The organism is Nonomuraea antimicrobica (genome assembly GCF_039536965.1).
In the GTDB taxonomy this organism is placed as follows: Bacteria; Actinomycetota; Actinomycetes; order Streptosporangiales; family Streptosporangiaceae; genus Nonomuraea; species Nonomuraea antimicrobica.
Genome location: NZ_BAAAZP010000073.1, coordinates 1 through 17972 on the forward strand (window position 1 = coordinate 1; position 17972 = coordinate 17972).

The window sequence follows — 17972 nt, forward strand, 5'->3', positions numbered from 1 at the left end:
CGCGATGGCCTTGGCGGTCAGCGGGTTGTCACCGGTGATCATGACGGTCCGGATGCCCATGCGCCGCATCTCGTCGAAGCGCTCCCGCATGCCCTCCTTGACCACGTCCTTGAGGTGGATCACGCCGAGCACGCGGCCCCTCTCCGCGACCACCAGCGGGGTGCCGCCGGAGGCGGAGATGCCGTCCACCAGGTCGCCGACCTCCTCGGTGGGGTGGCCGCCGGCGTCGCGCACCCACTTCATCACCGCGGTCGCGGCACCCTTGCGCACCTGCCGACCGTCCAGGTTCACCCCCGACATGCGGGTCTGCGCGGTGAACGGCACCCACTCGGCGTGCGCCAGCTCGCCCGGCCGGCGCTCGCGCAGGCCGTGGCGCTGTTTGGCGAACACCACGATCGAACGGCCCTCCGGGGTCTCGTCCGCCAGGCTGGACAACTGGGCCGCCTCGGCCAGGTCGGCCTCGCTGACCCCCTTCACAGGGACGAACTCGGCCGCCTGACGGTTGCCCAGCGTGATGGTGCCGGTCTTGTCCAGCAGCAGCGTGGACACGTCCCCGGCGGCCTCGACCGCCCTCCCCGACATGGCCAGGACGTTGCGCTGGACGAGACGGTCCATCCCGGCGATGCCGATGGCCGACAGCAGCGCGCCGATCGTGGTCGGGATCAGGCAGACCAGCAGTGAGATCAGGACGACGCCGGTGACACCGTTCCCGTCGAGGGCGAGGGAGTCGGGCACGCCGGGGTTGGTGAGCTTGGAGTAGATCGCCAGGGGCTGCATGGTGACGGTGGCGACCAGGAAGATGATCGTCAGGGCGGCCAGCAGGATGTTGAGCGCGATCTCGTTCGGCGTCTTCTGCCGGTTCGCGCCCTCCACGAGGGCGATCATCCGGTCGACGAAGCTCTCGCCGGGCTTCTGGGTGATCTGGACGATGATCCGGTCGGAGAGCACCTTCGTGCCGCCGGTGACGGCGGAGCGGTCGCCGCCGGACTCGCGGATCACGGGGGCCGACTCGCCGGTGATCGCCGACTCGTCCACGCTCGCGATGCCCTCGACCACGTCGCCGTCGCCGGGGATGACCTCTCCGGCCTCGACGATCACGTGGTCGCCCTGCTGGAGCTCCGGCGCCCTGATGTCCTCCCACCGGGTGGGGTCGGCCGGGTCGGCCAGCCTGCGGGCCTGGGTGTCGGTCTTGGCCTTGCGCAGGGTGGCGGCCTGCGCCTTGCCGCGGCCCTCGGCCACGGCCTCGGCCAGGTTGGCGAAGACGACGGTCAGCCACAGCCACACCACGATGGCCCAGGCGAAGAACGACGGGTCGGTGACCGCCAGGACGGTGGTGAAGACCGCGCCGATCTCGACGATGAACATGACGGGGTTGCGCCACAGCGTGACCGGGTTGAGCTTCTTCAGCGCGTCCGGCAGTGAGGTGATGAGTTGCCTGGGGTCCAGCAGTCCGCCGCCCACGCGGTCGTCGCGCTTCGGCGCGGGAGCTTGACCCGGCGTCGCTTCGAGCACGGGGGTTGACATATCAGGACAATCCTTCTGCGATGGGGCCGAGCGCGAGGGCCGGGAGGAAGGTGAGGGCGACCAGGATGATCGTCACGCCGACGACCATGCCGACGAACTGCGGCCGGTGGGTCGGCAGCGTGCCCGCGCCCTCGGGGACGGGCGACTGCGCCGCCAGCGAACCGGCCAGCGCCAGCACCAGGATGATCGGCAGGAACCGGCCGAGCACCATGCACAGGCCGAGCGCCACGTCGTACCAGGGGGTGTTGACCGTGATGCCCGCGAAGGCGGAGCCGTTGTTGTTGGAGGCGCTGGTGAAGGCGTAGAGGACCTCCGACAGGCCGTGCGGGCCCGAGTTCAGCATGCTCGCGCGCTGCTCCTCCGACCCCATGGCGAACGCCGTGCCGATCAGCACCAGCACCGGGGTCACCAGGAAGTACAGCGACGCGAGCTTGATCTCGCGCGCGCCGATCTTCTTGCCCAGGTATTCGGGCGTGCGGCCGACCATCAGCCCGGCCACGAACACCGTGATCACCGCCAGGATCAGCATGCCGTACAGACCGGCGCCGACACCGCCGGGCGCGACCTCGCCGAGCATCATGTTGAACAGCGTCATCATGCCGCCGAACGGCGTGTAGGAGTCGTGGAAGGAGTTCACCGCGCCGGTGCTGGTCAGCGTGGTGGAGGCGGCGAACGTCGCCGAGTTGGAGATGCCGAACCGCACCTCCTTGCCCTCCATCGCCGCGCCCACGGCCTGCGGCACGGTCGCGTTGCCGCTCAGCTCGAACACGTTGGTGAGCAGAGTGCTGGCCAGCGCGATCACGCCCATCACGGCGAGGATCGCGTACCCCTGACGGACCTGGCCGACCATCCTGCCGAACGTACGCGGCAGCGAGAACGGGATCGCCAGGATCAGGAAGATCTCCAGCCAGTTCGTCCACGTCGTCGCGTTCTCGAACGGGTGGGCCGAGTTGGCGTTGTAGAAGCCGCCGCCGTTGGTGCCCAGCTCCTTGATGACCTCCTGCGAGGCCACCGGCCCGCCGGTGATCGCCTGGGTGCCGCCGGTCAGCGTGGTGACCTCGTGGACGCCGGAGAAGTTCTGGACCAGCCCGCCGGCGACCAGCACCAGAGCGCCGACGAACGCGATGGGCAGCAGGATGCGGATCGAGCCGCGTACCAGGTCCACCCAGAAGTTGCCGATCGTGTCGGCCCTGCGCCGGGCGAAGCCGCGCACCAGCGCGATCGCCACGGCCATGCCGACCGCGGCCGAGACGAAGTTCTGCACGGCCAGGGCGGTCATCTGGGTCAGGTGGCCCATCGTGGACTCGCCCGAGTACGCCTGCCAGTTGGTGTTGGTGACGAAGCTGATCGCGGTGTTCCACGCGATGTGGTCGGTGACCGGCTCCATGCCCAGGCTCAGCGGCAGCTTGTCCTGGAGGCGCTGGATGCCGTACACGACCAGGATCGAGATCACCGAGAAGGCCAGCAGGCTGCGCGCGTAGACGCCCCAGCTCTGCTCGGCGTCGGCGCGCACGCCGAGCAGCCGGTAGATACCGCGCTCGACGGGGTTGTGCCGGGTGCCGGAATAGACCCGGTACATGTAGTCGCCGAGCGGTCTGTGCACCAGAGCCAGCGCGACGATCAGGGAGACGATGAAGATCATCCCTGCCGCGGTCATGCTCATCAGAAGCGCTCCGGGAACAGCAGGGCCACCACCATGAAGACCACCAGTCCGGCGGCCACGATCAGACCGGTGGCGTTGACGGCGCTCACAGCCGCTCCACCGCCTTCACGACCAGCCCGAAGATCGCGAAGATCACGATCGTCAGGGCGACGAAGATGACGTCAGTCATCCCCACTCCTCAGTTCGAAGATGAGAGCGCGGCCGCCCTTGGTCGGGTGACCGCCTCACAAGCAAACGATGAGGAATGGGGAGTTTTGTCGTTCTTGACGTACTTCATACGGCTGTGGCGTGAATATTGACGGCCTTCCTACACGTGCCGCCGCTGGGACCGAGGCGGGCGCGTCCGCCCCGTGACGGTCCTTGACGTCCTCACCACGAGGAGCAGTGGTGCAGAGCCAGTTAAGGCGGGACGTGCTCGTCGTGCAGAGCGCCGAGCTGAGCCGTATGTACGCGGCCGGGGAGGTGGGCGAGGACGCCCGCCGCCGCCTCCAGCGTTGTCTCGACCGGCAGGACCTGCGCTTTACCGAGGAGTAGGGCCTGACGCGACGCCCCTCGGCCCGCCCCTCGGCCCGCCCCCCGGCCGGCCCGTCGGCCCGCCCGTCGGCGCGTCCGTTGACGCGGAATTCACGCGCCAGGAAGGCGTCAAAATCCTTGTCCCCGGATTTCGGCCCTGGGAATAGTGGGGTGGTCGACCGAGGAGCGGAGGGGGGAAATGACGGTGGAAGCCCGCCGCAGCGCTGCCTGCCGTCTCACATGCCTTCCGCCCGGTCGATGGCGTGTCCCCTGAACCCCGGGACACGCCCGTTCCGGCGCAGGGCCGAGCAGCCCGCGCCACCACACCGCGAACCGCGGTGTTCCCGGGGCCTCCCGCCACGCGAACCGCCGGATCAGGCGCACAAGGATCCGGCGGACGCCGGCGGGAGGCCCCTTCCGTACGGGACCACCTGTGCCCGTCCCTCATTGAAGAAGGGTCCATGACCACACCACAGTCCCTTGTCCCCGCGGCGGTGAGCACCGCCAGGAAGGAACTCTCTCTGCTGGCCGCCCCTTGCCCTCGCCTACCCTCGGGCGGCGGCGGAGCCGGGCGATCGGCTCGCTTCCCGCACCGCGGCGCCGGCCGCCGACGAGGTCTGGATGAGCGCGTTCGTCCGCTGGGCGCGCGAGCAGGCCCCGCTGCGCCGCCTGGCGCTGACCGCGACGGCGGAGTTCCTGCACACGCGGCTGACCGCGAGGGTCGGCACAGCGGCCGAGAGCCGGCGGGTGGCCGAAGCGGTGCTCGTCCGTGCCGACGACCCCGGTGACCTGCTCGGCTACCTGCTCGCGCGCTATGGCCGCTCGATCCCGAAGCCGATCAAGCAGGCGGCGGGAGAGGCCGCCGCGCGGCTGTACGACGAGCACGCGCTGGCCGTCCACGACACGCCGGACGCCGCGATGCGCTTCGCCGAGGTGATCGCCCTGACCCACCCCAAGCCGGTGGGCAAGGTCCAGAACGACGTCTTCCAGTACGCCGCCCAGCGGCTCAAGCGCGCGACCCCCGTTCCTGAGTCGCTGGTCACCCTGCGTTCCCGGGCCGAACTGCTGACCGTGCCCGCGGGCAGGCGGGCGCGCATGCTGGACCGCTCCGACCTGCCGGAGTTGTTCGCTCGCGCCGCGATGGGGTGGGAGCAGGTGGCGTCCTGGCTCGGCGGGCAGATGAGCGACAAGGCGTGGGCGGCCGTGCTGCCGTCGATGAGCTACCGGCAACGGCTCGCCTGCCTGCGCGGTTTCGAGTCCGCGGGCCTGGCCGCCGAGGTCGCCGACTGGGTCGGCGCCGACCTCGCCGACGCCGCGTCGGTGGCGCGGGGCAGGGCGCTGCCGTGACCGTTCCGGGCCACGAGCACGTCATCACCAACGTCAACGACGGTTGGTTCGCCGCGATCCCCGCGGTCGAGCGGGCGCGGGCCGCCGCCTGGCCGTTCGAGGAGGAGACGCATGTCCAAGCGGTCCAGTAAGAAGCGCGGTCGCCGCAGGAAGAAGGCCAATCACGGCCACAAGCCCGGCAACCGCTGACCGGCCAAGGCTCCGGCGTCACCCGCCGGAGCCCCCTGCCGGGGTACCGCGTGGTCCTCCTGCCGTGAGGGGCGCCTCATGACGCCTGCCTCTGTTTCGGGCGCGCGGCCATCGTGCCTGCGGGGTCGGTGATGATGCCGATGACGTCCAGGTCGGCGATCATGGCGCGCAGCGCGGGCGCGGTGAGCAGCACCCAGGGCTGCTGCGTGCCGAGCACCCTGGCCAGCTTGAGCGGGGAGGTGAAGGCGACCGCCGTACGCTTGCCCGAGGCCGTACGGAACAGCCGCAGCGTCAAGGCGCACCCGCCCGCCTTGACCGGGACGCACAATCGGGGCTCTGACATGGCTTTCCTCCTGGAAGAGTCTTACCTGCCAGACGCTAGAGCGCCTCGGGCGGACGAGCGGCGATCGCTATGCGATCCGGACGCGCGGGCCGGAAATACTGATGGGAAATTGACGAGGCCCCGTCACGGGAGCCCATGAGGGCGGGTCGCGTCAAGCCGGTGCAGAGATTTCGGGGTTCGACGTATGAATGCCGTCAACGGTGGTTCCTGGGCCGAGCCCGGGGGGACTTCCATGTGAGGGATCAGCCCCGTCCCACTCAGGAAATCTCCACCGACCGGTCCGGCCTGGGCCGCCGTGGTGGCGTCGATGTCCTACCAGGACCGCCTCGCCCATCTGCGCGACTTCGACCGCGACGGGCTGCCCGGCGCGACCGCCCAGCAGGTGGCCGGGGAACTCGCCGCGCCCGCCATGGTGCTGCGCTCCGGGGTGACGCCGCTGGAGGTCCACGCCGCCCAGCGCGCGGTGCCGGGCTCGCGGTGGAGCCGGGCGCTGGCGGGCGCGCTGGAGCTGTCCCAGGCCAACGTGCCGGCGCTGCCGGGCCGCACGCTCGTGCTGATCGACCGGGACGATCTCCTGGCGGGCCCCGGGTACGGCGTCCTGACCAGGGCGGACGCGGTGACGGTGATCGGCGCGGCCATCGCCTGCCGAGCCGCCCGTGCGCAGATCGTGGTCCTGGGCGACGAGCTCACCCCGATACCCGTCCGGCAGGGGGAACCGGTGAAGGACGTGCTCGCCCGGCTCGGCGAGGCAGGCGGCGGTCCGGCGAGCCCGGCTCAGGCCATTCGCGCGTACGCGCCGGGGCACGACCGGGTCGTCCTGCTCACCCATCCCGACCGGGCGGTCGAGGCCGCCGAGGTGGTCACGGGCCCGAGCCGGGAACACGTGATCACGAGCGTCACCGGCGGCTGGTTCGCGGCCATCCCGCACGTCGAGATGGCCCGTACGGCGGACTGGCCCTTCTGACCCCGAGGCCGCGCCTGTGCCGGGTCGCCCAGGTGGCGTGGGCGGACGCGTGCTGTCAGGCGTTGACGGGTTTGCCGATGGCGCTGCCCGCCAGCCATTCCTCCCAGGTCTTGGTCCACGGCGTCGGCCCGTTGCCGAACTCGAGCTTGCGCGACGTGCCCGTGACCTCGATGATGTCTCCGCGCTGGGTGAACTTGTAGAACCAGTGCGCGTCCGACGGGCTGGCGTTCACGCAGCCGTGGCTGACGTTGCGGCGTCCCTGGTCGCCGGTCGACCAGGGGGCCGAGTGGAAGAACATGCCGCTGTAGGTCAGCCTGACGTTCCACTTGGTGCGGTGGAAGTACAGCCCGGGCCGGCCGATGGTGGCCGAGTCCATGAGCGTGGTCGGGGCCTTCTCCTGGGCGATCATGATGCCGGACCAGCTCTCGTCGCCGCGCTTGCCGAGGCTGACCGGGATGGTCTTGACGACCTTGCCGTTCTCCCGTACGACGGCTTCGTGGGACTTGCTGCGGATCTTGGTGGTGTGCTTGGGGCCGACGGTGAAGCTCAGGGTGCGGTCCTTGGTGCCCCACAGGTTGCGTCCGATCCGCAGCCCGGCCAGGTGGGCGACCACCGTGACCTGCTGGCCGGTCGGCCAGTACTCGCGCGGCCTGAACTGCACCTCCCGGTCGCTGACCCAGCTCCACGCGCCCATGACGGGCTTGGACATCTGCACGACCAGCGAACGCTCGACCGCCGCCCGGTCGGCCTGGGTGGTCACCGGCTTCGACAGCATGAGCTGGATGGGCATCCCGACGCCGACCTTCTCGCCGTCCAGCGGCGACATGCCGGTCTCCAGCACGTTCTTCGGCTTCAGCGTGGTGAACTTGGACTGCGCCAGGACCGGCTTGCCGTCCAGGCCGGTGGCCTGCGCGCGCACCGTGTACGCCGTCGCCGGCTTCAGCGGCCAGGTGGGCCGCCACGTCCCGTCCGCGCCGGTGGTCCCGCTGACCTGGCGTCCCTTGGTGTCCGCGACGGTCAGCCCGGTGACCTTGCCGTCGCTGACCTTGACGCTGATCGAGGCGTCGGGGGGCACCTTGGTCGTGCCGTTGGCGGGGGCGATGGACAGCTTGGCCGCCTGGGCGGGCAGCGGCGGCTGCGCGGGCGGCGGGTTCGGGCCGCCCGAGGTGCAGCCCACGGCAAGAAACAGCACTGCCGTGAACGTGCTGACGACTATGGTCCCGCCGTTCCGCATCTCGATGACTCCAGTCCCCGACAAATCGGCATATTTCAGGCTAAGCACCCTGTTGATAGTACGGAGAGTGTTATCCCCCTACGGAGCGTAACTATGCGGGGATGTCGTGATTGGTGGCAATCGGCGTGATCCGCCCGGCTACCGCGGCGATGCTGGAAGAGCGGCCTCGTGCCGATCGCGGCCCACCGGACCCACCTGGGAGGAGAGCTTGAGCATGCGCGAATGGATCGGGCTGTACTACCCGCACGTCCATTTCCGGGACGAGAGGTGGCTGAAGCTGACCGCGCTCTACTGGGACCGGCTCTACCGCTTCGACGCCGACGACCACGAAGACTCCTTCCCGGTCATCTTCGGGGCCGAGGTGGGGCTGGTCGCGCACGGGTTCGTCAGGCCCGCCGTGCCCCGCCGGCGTCACGTGGAGGCGGCGGCCAGGCGCCTGCTCAAGGCGCTCGACGGCGTCGACCTGTCGCGTTACGCGTACCCGCGGTTCGAACGGCACGAGTTTCCGGGTCTCGAAACGGGACTGGCGGAATGGAAGACCTCACCACAGCTCGTCGAGCGGCTGTCCAAGATGGACCTCGCCACCCGGTCGCCCGCCGCGCCCGGGCGGATTCAGCTCCACATGAGTCTCGCCAGCGCCTACCTGCTCCTGCTCGGGTCACTGGCCGCCCCCGCCTACGGCGCCGCCCCGCTGACGGACGACGCGTTCGACCTGACGGTGTCGGGGCTCGGGGCGCGGCGGCTGGTGGCGGGCGTACTCAACCGGCCCGCGCCCGAGGCGGCGGCCGGCGAGCGGGCCGCGCTTCTGGTCAACCTGTCCGTGGCGGCCGTGCTCCCACGGGACATCGAAGAGATCTCCGTGGACCGGATCGTCGACTTCCGGCACCGGTACGCCGGGGAACGCGCCAGGTTCAGGGACGCGGTGGACGCCATGGTCGCCGAGAGCACCACGCTCGGCGACATCCGGGACCAGGCCATCCTGCTCGACCACCTGCGCTCGCGCTTCGAGACCCGGATCCAGCCCGCCCTCGACGACCTCCAGCGCGCCATGCGCGGCCGGGGCATGGAGACCCTGTGGGGTGCGATCAACGTGCAGGCGGCCGCGCCGCCGGTGGCGACCGGCGCGCTCGCGGTGCTGGCGACCCAGCCGTCCCCCGCGCAGGCCGCGGCGATCGGCCTGGGCGGGTTCGCGTTCGGCGTGTGGGCGGCGGCGCTGCAACGGCGGCGGCTGCGGGACCAACTGCTGCGCGAGTCCCCGATGACGTACCTGCACCAGTTGCACGAGGGGCTCGATCCGCTCGGACTGGCCGAACGCGTGCGCGCCGCCGCGCGGCGGCTCGTGCCCGCGCCACGTGCTCCGCGCAAGGGGCTGGGCGGGAAGGGGCCGAAGTCGCCCTGAGCGGACGTCGCGGCGTGCCGCTTCGGGCGCGTGGCGCGGACCGGGGGGCCCGTGGCGCGGACCGGGGGGCCCGTGGCGCGGACCGGCCCGGAGGCGTGAGCGGCATCCTGTTGCGTGGCGGAAGTCCGGTTTCTCGGTGGGTTCACCTTCGCGACAGCCGTGAGAAACCTGGGCCTCCTCCGGTGTACGCCTCTCGCCTCATGGTTCGCGGTCACAACACCCCGAGGCAGCCCATTGCCCCCTCACTTGTAACCGGCGGTCGAAAGCCTTTTCTCCCGCACCAGTGCAGAGCACTCCCAGGAGGCGTGCGGATGCCCGTAGAACACTTTCGAAACGCGTTGCCTCGGCGGATCGTGCTGCTCCTGTCCGCCGTCGTACTGGCCTTCGCCGGGAGCGGCGTCCTTGCCATGCCCGCGAGCGCGTCGGTCGCCGCGGTGCCCACCCGGATCCTCATTCCGGCCATCGGGGTGAACGCGCCCGTCGGACAGGTCGGGCTCCAGCGGTCGGGCGCCATCGAGGTGCCGCCGCTCTCCCCGCGCAACCTGACGGGCTGGTACAAGTACGGCCCGCCCCCGGGAGAGGCCGGACCCGCGGTGATCGTGGGACACGTCGGCACGAGGCGGGGCCCGTCGGTCTTCGCCCGGCTGCGCGAACTCCGTCCCGGCCACACGATCACGATCGAGCGGTCGGCGGGCGGGCCGGTGACGTTCACCGTGGACCACTCCGAGCAGGTGCCCAAATCGCGGTTTCCGACCGGGCGGGTTTACGGGGACGTGCCGTTCGCGGCGCTTCGCCTCATTACCTGCGCGGGGGTGTACAGCAGAAAAACAGGAAGCCACACCGACAATTTGATCGTCTACGCAACGGCCGGCTCCCAGGGAAATTCCTGAGCACTCTCTTCGCTAGAGGTATTGATATGAATGGCGCGTCCACCGTCCGCCGGCAGCGCGGGCGGAGGCACATCCGGTGGCTTCTGGTTATCGCACTCGTGCAATTGTTCACGGGCGGCGTGGCGACCGTGGCGGCGGTCGCGGCGACGTCCGGCCCCGGCCCGCGGGAGGTGACGGGCGGCACGCTGCGCTGGTCGGTCAGCGACGGCCTCGCCGACGAGCACGTACGCGTCGCCCTGTCGGGCGGTGTCGTGCAGGACGGTACGGGCCGCTTCGTCTTCTCCATGGTCGACGGCGAGTACGACACCGGCACCGGCACGGCCACGGCGAAATACGGCGGCAGCGTCACCATCGTCCGCGGGCAGAGCAGCCTGGTCGTCTCCGACCCCGAGATCGTGGTCCACGGCGGCGAGTCGACGTTACGCGCCGAGCTGGCGTTCAGCGGCCCGCCCGCCCCGTCGGACCCGGCTCCCTCCGCCGGCCTGCCCAGCACGGCCCCGCCGACGGCCTCCGGCACCCCGGCCACGGAGCCCACCCCGGCGCCACCGGGCGCCACCGCGCCCTCGACCACGGCCGTGCCCTCGACCACCGCGCCGCCGGGCACCCCGTCCGGGGCTCCCACCGTCTCCGGCACGCCGAGCGGCTCCGTCACACCGCCGCTCTCCCCGACGCCGACTCCGCAGAGCCCGACCGCGACGGTGTCGGGCACCGTGACGCCACCGCCCGTCCCGCCGAGCGTCGCCGGCCCGACGCCGTCGTCCGAGCCGTCGCCGCCGACCGCGTACCCGACCTCCATGCACCTCGGCACCACCGACGTGGCCCTGCTGGCGCTCCAGCAGACGGACGTCAAGCGGCAGCAGCGGACCGTCGCCTGGACCGGCACCCCCACGGCCGTCAGCCGGCAGGTCGCCGACGCGATGTCCGGCCTGTTCGGCACGAGGGCCCCGCTCGCCCCCGTGGCCTTCAGCCTCACCTACGAGCAGGACGCGCTCGACGACCTCCTCACCGTGATCAGGGGCGACGCCGTGACCCCCTGCCCGAGCGGCAGCGGCACGTCCTCGCCCAGCCCGTCCCCCACCAACTGCGAGAGCGGCAGCCCGTCGCACACGCCCAGCTCGTCCCCGTCGCGCTCGCCCAGCACGACGCCGACCTCCACCAACTCGCCCACCTCGACCCCGACCTCGACGTCGACGCCGAAGAGGTCCACCCCGGCCACCAGGACGGTCTTCGAGTCGGTCACGCCGGCCGGTGGCGAGTCCGTCGACGACACCCTGCCCAAGACGGGCGACGGCTACGTGCTGCCGTTGCTGACCGTGGGCCTCGGCCTGATGGTCGGCGGCGGGATCACCCTGCGTGCCTCCCGCAGAGCCGGTTACCTGGGAGACGATCTGTGACGACCGCCGAGCACGCCACCTTGGCGAAGGAGGAGCCGGAGGTCTGGGAGCCGCGCCGCCTGCGGGTGGCGCGGCTCGCCGGTGAGCTGATGCTCACCTGCGGGGTGCTGCTGGTGCTGTTCGCCGCCTACGCCGTGTACGGCAAGGCGTGGGAGATGGACAACGAGCAGCGCGAGCTGGGGGCCGAGCTGGACCGGCGCTGGGCGTCCGGGGCGGAGGCCCCGGTGTCCGGCCAGCCGATGGCCAGGCTGCACATCCCCAAGCTCGACCGGCGGTGGGCGGTGACCGAGGGCGTGACGCAGGCGGACCTCCGCAAAGGGCCCGGTCACTACCCCCGTACGGCCCGGCCGGGCGAGATCGGGAACGTCGCCGTCGCGGGCCACCGGATCTCCTCGGTGTTCTGGGACCTCGACCGGCTGCGCAAGGGCGATGCGATCGTGGCCGAGACCAAGACCGGCTGGTACGTCTACCGCGTCGTACGCGAGCGCGTGGTGCCCCCCACCGCCGTCGAGGTCGTCGCGCCGAATCCCGACCACCCGGACGATCCGCCCGCCAAGGCCATGCTCACGCTGACCACCTGCAACCCCAAGTTCCAGAACTACCAGCGGCTGATCGTGCACGCCGAGCTGGTGGAGGAGCGGGCCAAGTCCGAGGGCAGGCCGGCGGCGTTGAAGAAGGGACGCGCCTGATGTACGCGTGGATCTGGCGCCGCCTGCCCGGCCGCCTGCCGGTGCGGGTGGCGCTGGCGGTCGCCCTGGCCGCAGGGGTGCTGGCGGTGCTGTGGTTCGGGATCTTCCCGCTGGTGGACGGCCTGCTCAACCTGGAGGACGTCACCGTGGAGCAGCCGCCGGACCGCGAACCCCTTCAGTACGCCCCGTGACCCCGTAGCACGGCCCCGACCGTCTTCCACAGGATGACCAGGTCTCCGGTCATCGACCAGTTCTCCACGTAGTAGAGGTCGAGCCGGACGCTGTCCTCCCACGACAGCTCGGCCCGGCCGCTGACCTGCCACAGCCCGGTGAGCCCCGGCCGCACCAGCAGCCGCCTGGCCACGTGCCGGGGATACTGGGCCACCTCCGACGGCAGCGGCGGGCGCGGCCCGACCAGGGCCATCTCGCCCTTGACCACGTTGAGCAACTGGGGCAGCTCGTCCACGGACCACCTGCGCAGCCACCGTCCCGCCCGGGTCACCCGCGGGTCCCGCCGGATCTTGAACAGGACGGAGTCCTTCTCGTTGCGCCCGTCCAGCCGGGGCCGCTCCCGCTCGGCGTTCACCACCATCGAGCGGAACTTGTAGAGCGTGAAGATCCGGCCGTTCCTGCCGACGCGCGCCTGCCTGAAGATCGCCGGTCCCTGGCTGTCCAGCCGGATCCAGCAGGCGACGACGGCGAACGCGGGCAGCAGGACGATCAGCGCGGCCAGGGCGAGCAGGCGTTCCACGAGGTCTTTGACGCCGCGCCGCGGTCCGGCCAGCTCGGGCTCCTCGACGTGCAGCAGCGGCAGCCCGGCGACCGGCCTGGTGTGGATGCGCGGCCCGGCCACGTCGGTCAGTGAGGGGGCCACCACCAGGTCGACGCCGGTGCCCACCAGCTCCCAGCCCAGCTCGCGCAGCGCGTCGGGCGAGATCCCGGCCGCCGAGACGACCATGACGATGTCGGCGCCGACCAGCGAGGCGGTCTCCAGGATCCGCTCCGTGGAGCCGACGACCGGGATGCCGGGCAGGGCGGACATGCCAGGCAAGGCGGATATGTCGGGCAGGGTGGATATGTCAGGCAGAGGGGAGACGCCGGGCAGGCACGCGCCCACGACGTCGTAACCGGCGTACGGCTCGCGCCTGAGCCGGCCCAGCAGGTGCAGCACGTGGTCCTCGGTGCCCACAAGCAGCACCCGGTGCGACCACGCGGCGCCCTCCCTGCGGCGCCGGTGCAGGAACTTGCGCGCCAGCAGCCGCGCGGCCAGCATGCCCACGGTGCCGAGCGGCCAGGTGATCGCCACGAAGCCCCTGGCCAAGGGCAGGTCGGCGACGTAGCAGCCGATGGCGACGAAGGCCGCCACGTTCAGGCTGCCCGTCGCGACCCTGCGGTACTCGTCGGTGCCGTGGCCGAGGACCTTGCCGTCGTAGCAGCGCATCTGCTGCAGCGCGAACAGCCAGGCGACCACGAAGGCCGCGCCGACCACCGCGTACGGAACCCCCGCGATGACCGGCGGCTGCCAGCCGAACCTCCCGAAGTACCCTGAGACCACGGCCAGGCAGATCACCAGGAGGTCGCACCAGAACACGTGACGCCGGTAGCGGGTCACCCAGTCCGTCCTGGCGATCGGGCCGCCGACCGACACGTCGAGCGTGGTGCTCATGCGTTCACCGCAGTGCCGCGACCAGGGATCGGTAGAGGTCCTCCGTGTTCGCGGCGGCGGACTCCCACGAGTACTCGCGGAACAGCCACTCCCGCCGCGACTCCGCGGCGGCGCGCTCGGCGTCCAGGTCACGCAGGACGAGCCCGAGTTGCGCGGCGAGGGCGCCGGAGTCGCCGGGCGGGAAGAACCGCGCCGCGGGGGAGAGGGGGGCGAGCAGGTCGGTGTGGCCGCGGATCTCGCTCAGGACCAGCGGCAGGCCGTGCGACATCGCCTCCAGGACGGTCAGCGGCATGCCCTCGGTCCACGACGGTTGCACGTACACGGCGGCGTGCTCGTAGAGCGCGGCGAGGTGCTCGCCGTAGGCGTAGCCGATCATGCGGATCCGCGGGTCGGCGGCGGCCAGGGAGTGCAGCAGGGCCACGTGCTCGCCGGTGAAGGCCGAGCCGCCCACGACGGCCAGGTCCATGTCCCCCGGCAGCTCGCGGAACGCCCTGATCAGCACGTCCACGGCCTTGTCGGGGATGAGCCGGCCGACGAACAGGGCGTACCGTCCCGGGCGCAGGCCGTACTCCTGGATGAGGGAGGCGGGCGGGGACGACTGGGGCGCCTCCACGCCGTTCGGGATGTAGACGGTGGTCCCCGGGCGGGTGCGGCCGTACTCCTCGGCGCTCAGGCGGGAGACCGCGATCACCGCGTGCGGCACGCGCTCGCTCGTCCACCGGGCCGTACGCAGCACCGAGCGGGCGGCCCTGCCCCACTTCTGCCCGCGGTCGTCGTGGCCGTGGATCGTCTGCACGACGCGGACCCCGGACAGGTAGCGGGGCAGCGGCGCGCACAGGCCGGGGCCGAGTGCGTGGTAATGCACGATGTCGGGGCGCTCGCGCATGGCCGCCAGCGTCGACAGCGCGCTGTGCACGATGGCGTCCATGTGCTTGGTGCCCACCGTGGGCAGGTGGCGCAGCCGTATGCCGTTGAAGGACGGCAGGCGCTCGGGAACGTAGTTGGTCCTGCAGAAGACGGTCACGTCGTGCCCGCGCGCCGCCAGCCGGCGGCCGAGCTGAGCCACGTGGTGCTCGATGCCGCCGAAGGTCGGCGGGAGCCCACGCTGCCCGATCATGACGATTCGCAAAGGGTGACGGCCCGGCGGCTGATCGGCGCGGGACTCTGGCTGCTGTGTGGCGCGCATGCCGGCTCCAACCAGTCGCTTACACGCTTCCGGCGTGGACGCTAGGGAATTGCGGAATGGGACAAAAGGGGAGTCGGCCGTTTTTCCTCGTTCTTCACCCCTGGTTTTCTCCGGCGACGCGCGGAAACCGCGGGGGAAAAGGGGCGAACCTGCTGTTTACCCGAGGTTCACAGAAGTCCCTTTTGGCGTTGATTCGCCGCATACTACAGCGAGGGCCGGATCGGGGCTATAAAGGGCTGTCCATTGGGTGGTGCCCTGCTGGGGAGGCTGGAATGGGTGTCCTCTTATCCTCTTTTCCTACTAGGTTTACCGGCATTGCTGCCTTGATCGCCACCATGGCGGCGGCTCCGGTCTCGCCTCCGGACACGACCGTCACGGGACCGGACGCCCACAGCGTGTGGAAGCCCGGCGCGATCGACTTCCGGGGCGGGGCGACGGACGACACCGGGGTGGGCGAGGTCTGGGTGGCCATCCAGGACCGCGTCTCGCGGCTGTGGTGGCGGGCCGACGGCACGTGGGGCGCGTACGCCAGGCACGCCGCGAACCTCTCCGCGGACAGGACGGCGTGGGACTGGCGCTGGCAGGCCACGGCGGCCGGAGACTTCGGCATCCAGGTAACCGCCAAGGACACCGGCGGCACCGCCGACCCCACGCCGGCCTGGCGGCCGTTCTCCGTGGACGCGGTGGCGCCGGACGCCACCATCGACGTCCCGCCGATCCAGGACGAGGTGTACGGCCGCCGTCCGCTGACCTTCTCCGGCACCGCCACCGACGACCGCGGAGTGGGCGAGGTGGCCGTCGCGGTCAAGGACATCGACAGCGGGCAGTGGTACCGCCCCGACGGGACCTTCGGCGACTACGTCCAGCACGCCGCGGCGCTCGCCCGCCCGGGGACCACCGCCACCACCTGGTCGTTCGGCTGGACGCCGCCGCGCGGGGGCAGGTTCTCCCTTCAGGTGGTGGCCAAGGACCGCACCGGGCAGCCCGACCAGGACCTGCCCTTCCGCCGCTTCGACGTCGACACCGCCCACCCGGACACCGTGATCGGCAGCCCGGCGGGTCTGGACACCGTACTGGAGCGGTGCAAAACGCTCCGCTTCACCGGCACCGCGTCGGACGACCACGGCGTGAGCGGCCTGTGGGTGGCGATCCAGGACTTCCACACCAGGGCGTGGCTCAGGCCCGACGGCACCTGGGGGGACTACCAGCGCTACGTCGTCGCCGTCGACCGTCCTGGCTCGCCCACCACGACGTGGTCCTACAGGTTCACCCCGCCCGCCAAGAAGGGCAAGTTCGTCGTCCAGTTCGGCGCCGTCGACCGGGTCGGCCTGGTCGACCAGAGCAAGCCCTTCCACCGGGTGGAGGTGCAGCGGCCTTGGTGAGGGTCCTGCACGTCACCGGCGCGGGGCGCAGTGGCAGCACCCTCCTGGGCAGCATGCTCGGCCAGATCCCGGGCTTCTGCAACGTGGGCGAGGCCGGCTACCTGTGGGAGCGAGGGCTGGCCGCGGGCGGCGCGTGCGGCTGCGGGCGGCCCGTTCGCCTGTGCCCCGTGTGGAGTGCGGTGCTGGAGCGGGCGTTCCCCGAGCTGGACGAGCTGGCCGAGCTGGCGCGCAGGCACCGGGCGGCGACGCGCGGTTGGCGGGTGATGGCGGCGGCCCTGCCCGGCCACGCCGTGCCCGCGCCGGGCGACCACCTGCGGCTGCTCGCCCGGCTCTACCGGGCCCTGGCCGAGGTGACGGGGTGCGCGGTCGTGGTCGACAGCACCAAACCGGCGCCCTACGGCCATCTCCTCGCGCGCACGCCGGACGTCGAGCTGAAGGTCGTCCATCTCGTACGCGACCCGCGCGCGGTGGCGTGGTCGTGGCAGCGCCGCAAGGCGGGCGAGGGCGCCGACGCGATGGCCGTGCGCCCGGCCTGGCAGAGCGCGCTGCTGTGGCATGCGGGCAACCGGGCCGCCGCCCGGCTGAGCGGGGACGACTACCTCCTGCTCCGCTACGAGGACCTGGTGGCCGAGCCCGAGCACTGGCTGCGCCGGGTCGCGCGCCTGGTCGGACACGCCGAGCCGGAGATCCCGGAGATCGACGCCGACGGGGTGCTGCTCCGGCCCACGCACACGGTCGCGGGGAACGTGGACCGGCACAGGACCGGCCGCACCCCGCTGCGCCTGGACAGCCAATGGGCGGGCGCGATGCCCGCGGCCACCCGGCGCCTGGTGGAGCTGCTGACGTTCCCGGCCGGACGACGATACGGGTACCACAGGTGAGCCCGCCCGCGCGCGTCCTCGCCGTGGTCTCGGCCGTGCTCCTGCTGCTGGCCTGCGCGCCGGTCCCGCCGGCGACGACCGGGGTTTCCGCCGCCTCCGCGTACGGGGCGCGGTTCGGCCTGAAGTGGAACGCGTACGAGCTGCCCTCCCGCTTCCGCGCGGCCGTCGCGGGCTACTCCGGCGGGCCCAGCTTCCACGACATCGTCTGGTGCGCCGTGGAACGGCGGCCGGGCAGCAGGACCTGGTCCCTGGAGGACAAGGTGGTGGACGACATCCTCGGCCGGGGGTACGAGCTGCTCATCCGCGTCAGGATCGGCTCGTGCTGGGCGAGCGGGCGTCCCGCGACCGACCGGGTACGGATCTCCCCCTCCTATCCCCCCACCGACCTCGGGCGCTACCAGGCGTTCGTCCGCGAGCTGGTCGGCCGGTACGCCAGGCGCGGCGTCCACCTCTACGCGGTGGAGAACGAGATCGACGCGGCCACATCCTGGGGGGCGGACCCGGCGGCCTACCGGCAGGTGGGACAGGCGGGCGCGCGGGCCGTCCGGCAGGCCGACCCGAAGGCGCGGCTGGTCGACCCCGGCCTGTCGAGCTCCAGCTACGGCCTGGCCATCGCCCGGCGACGCGCCGACGCGGGGGACACCGAGGCCGCGCTGACCTTCTACCGCGAGTTCTACCGGCGGCGGACCGGCCGCCGGTTCCCCGCGG

General features: G+C 71.7%; 19 protein-coding genes. 12 read left to right on the plus strand and 7 right to left on the minus strand.

The features are described 5' to 3' along the window. From kdpB to kdpF, 3 genes are all read right to left on the minus strand, one after another. On the minus strand, positions 1-1524 hold a 1524-nt coding region (gene kdpB / locus ABD844_RS18195; RefSeq protein WP_344878594.1), incomplete at its 3' end, for a potassium-transporting ATPase subunit KdpB. Position 1525: 1 nt separating this feature from the next. Beyond that, positions 1526-3187, minus strand: coding sequence for a potassium-transporting ATPase subunit KdpA (gene kdpA, locus ABD844_RS18200; RefSeq protein WP_344878597.1), 1662 nt, complete (start codon positions 3185-3187; stop codon positions 1526-1528). After that, positions 3187-3276 (minus strand): K(+)-transporting ATPase subunit F, encoded by a 90-nt coding sequence (gene kdpF / locus ABD844_RS18205; RefSeq protein WP_344878600.1) that lies wholly within the window; start codon positions 3274-3276, stop codon positions 3187-3189. The genes kdpA and kdpF overlap by 1 nt, the downstream gene beginning before the upstream one ends. A 298-nt stretch (positions 3277-3574) precedes the next feature. Between kdpF and ABD844_RS18210 the strand changes: the two genes are divergently transcribed. The 3 genes from ABD844_RS18210 to ABD844_RS18220 all read left to right on the plus strand — a co-directional run bounded on the left by ABD844_RS18210 (position 3575) and on the right by ABD844_RS18220 (position 5178). Further along, positions 3575-3721: a hypothetical protein gene (locus ABD844_RS18210; RefSeq protein ID WP_344878603.1), complete on the plus strand. Its 147-nt coding sequence runs from the start codon at positions 3575-3577 to the stop codon at positions 3719-3721. Between the two features lie 600 nt (positions 3722-4321). After that, positions 4322-5047: a hypothetical protein gene (locus ABD844_RS18215; RefSeq protein WP_344878606.1), complete on the plus strand. Its 726-nt coding sequence runs from the start codon at positions 4322-4324 to the stop codon at positions 5045-5047. Next, positions 5044-5178 carry a hypothetical protein gene (locus ABD844_RS18220; RefSeq protein ID WP_344878609.1) on the plus strand — a complete coding sequence of 45 codons (135 nt, stop codon included), beginning with the start codon at positions 5044-5046 and terminating at the stop codon, positions 5176-5178. The genes ABD844_RS18215 and ABD844_RS18220 overlap by 4 nt, the downstream gene beginning before the upstream one ends. Positions 5179-5312: 134 nt before the next feature. On the opposite strand, the gene ABD844_RS18225 is transcribed toward ABD844_RS18220, so the two are convergent. Further along, complete coding sequence (locus tag ABD844_RS18225) at positions 5313-5579, minus strand: SAV_915 family protein (protein WP_344878612.1); 267 nt, start codon at positions 5577-5579, stop codon at positions 5313-5315. Between the two features lie 307 nt (positions 5580-5886). Here ABD844_RS18225 and ABD844_RS18230 point away from each other — a divergent pair, with 307 nt between their 5' ends. Then, positions 5887-6543: a hypothetical protein gene (locus ABD844_RS18230; protein WP_344878615.1), complete on the plus strand. Its 657-nt coding sequence runs from the start codon at positions 5887-5889 to the stop codon at positions 6541-6543. A 55-nt stretch (positions 6544-6598) separates the two neighbouring features. On the opposite strand, the gene ABD844_RS18235 is transcribed toward ABD844_RS18230, so the two are convergent. Next, positions 6599-7735, minus strand: coding sequence for a L,D-transpeptidase (locus ABD844_RS18235; protein WP_344878618.1), 1137 nt, complete (start codon positions 7733-7735; stop codon positions 6599-6601). Positions 7736-7991: 256 nt separating this feature from the next. On the opposite strand from ABD844_RS18235, the gene ABD844_RS18240 reads away from it, so the two are divergent. The 5 genes from ABD844_RS18240 (at position 7992) to ABD844_RS18260 (ending at position 12340) form a co-directional block, all read left to right on the plus strand. Beyond that, positions 7992-9176, plus strand: coding sequence for a DUF6236 family protein (locus tag ABD844_RS18240; RefSeq protein ID WP_344878621.1), 1185 nt, complete (start codon positions 7992-7994; stop codon positions 9174-9176). Positions 9177-9487: 311 nt separating this feature from the next. Continuing rightward, positions 9488-10066 carry a class F sortase gene (locus tag ABD844_RS18245; protein ID WP_344878624.1) on the plus strand — a complete coding sequence of 193 codons (579 nt, stop codon included), beginning with the start codon at positions 9488-9490 and terminating at the stop codon, positions 10064-10066. A 98-nt stretch (positions 10067-10164) separates the two neighbouring features. Next, a complete protein-coding gene (locus ABD844_RS18250; RefSeq protein ID WP_344878627.1) occupies positions 10165-11460 on the plus strand; it encodes an HtaA domain-containing protein in 1296 nt (431 codons plus the stop codon). Next, positions 11457-12149, plus strand: coding sequence for a class E sortase (locus ABD844_RS18255; protein WP_344878630.1), 693 nt, complete (start codon positions 11457-11459; stop codon positions 12147-12149). Before ABD844_RS18250 ends, ABD844_RS18255 begins: the two co-directional genes overlap by 4 nt. Further along, positions 12149-12340: a hypothetical protein gene (locus ABD844_RS18260; protein ID WP_344878633.1), complete on the plus strand. Its 192-nt coding sequence runs from the start codon at positions 12149-12151 to the stop codon at positions 12338-12340. Before ABD844_RS18255 ends, ABD844_RS18260 begins: the two co-directional genes overlap by 1 nt. Here the strand turns inward: ABD844_RS18260 and ABD844_RS18265 are convergent. Both ABD844_RS18265 and ABD844_RS18270 read right to left on the minus strand, forming a co-directional pair. Then, positions 12325-13815, minus strand: a complete 1491-nt coding sequence (locus tag ABD844_RS18265; protein WP_344878636.1) for a sugar transferase — start codon at positions 13813-13815, stop codon at positions 12325-12327. The genes ABD844_RS18260 and ABD844_RS18265 overlap by 16 nt on opposite strands. 4 nt (positions 13816-13819) lie before the next feature. After that, positions 13820-14932, minus strand: coding sequence for a glycosyltransferase family 4 protein (locus tag ABD844_RS18270; protein WP_344878639.1), 1113 nt, complete (start codon positions 14930-14932; stop codon positions 13820-13822). A gap of 392 nt (positions 14933-15324) precedes the next feature. Between ABD844_RS18270 and ABD844_RS18275 the strand changes: the two genes are divergently transcribed. The 3 genes from ABD844_RS18275 to ABD844_RS18285 form a co-directional block, all read left to right on the plus strand. Next, complete coding sequence (locus ABD844_RS18275) at positions 15325-16383, plus strand: hypothetical protein (protein WP_344878642.1); 1059 nt, start codon at positions 15325-15327, stop codon at positions 16381-16383. Next, positions 16380-17264, plus strand: a complete 885-nt coding sequence (locus ABD844_RS18280) for a sulfotransferase family protein (RefSeq protein ID WP_344878645.1) — start codon at positions 16380-16382, stop codon at positions 17262-17264. The genes ABD844_RS18275 and ABD844_RS18280 overlap by 4 nt, the downstream gene beginning before the upstream one ends. After that, positions 17261-17972 (plus strand): hypothetical protein (locus ABD844_RS18285; protein WP_344878648.1); only part of this gene is annotated, 712 nt, incomplete at its 3' end. The genes ABD844_RS18280 and ABD844_RS18285, both read left to right, overlap by 4 nt.

Coding starts and splice junctions, on each gene's coding strand:
- kdpA (WP_344878597.1), bottom strand. CDS start 3,187: ATGAGCATGACCGCGGCAGGGATGATCTTCATCGTCTCCCTGATCGTC.
- ABD844_RS18230 (WP_344878615.1), top strand. CDS start 5,887: ATGTCCTACCAGGACCGCCTCGCCCATCTGCGCGACTTCGACCGCGAC.
- ABD844_RS18245 (WP_344878624.1), top strand. CDS start 9,488: ATGCCCGTAGAACACTTTCGAAACGCGTTGCCTCGGCGGATCGTGCTG.
- ABD844_RS18225 (WP_344878612.1), bottom strand. CDS start 5,579: ATGTCAGAGCCCCGATTGTGCGTCCCGGTCAAGGCGGGCGGGTGCGCC.
- ABD844_RS18260 (WP_344878633.1), top strand. CDS start 12,149: ATGTACGCGTGGATCTGGCGCCGCCTGCCCGGCCGCCTGCCGGTGCGG.
- ABD844_RS18265 (WP_344878636.1), bottom strand. CDS start 13,815: ATGAGCACCACGCTCGACGTGTCGGTCGGCGGCCCGATCGCCAGGACG.
- ABD844_RS18215 (WP_344878606.1), top strand. CDS start 4,322: ATGAGCGCGTTCGTCCGCTGGGCGCGCGAGCAGGCCCCGCTGCGCCGC.
- ABD844_RS18240 (WP_344878621.1), top strand. CDS start 7,992: ATGCGCGAATGGATCGGGCTGTACTACCCGCACGTCCATTTCCGGGAC.
- ABD844_RS18270 (WP_344878639.1), bottom strand. CDS start 14,932: ATGATCGGGCAGCGTGGGCTCCCGCCGACCTTCGGCGGCATCGAGCAC.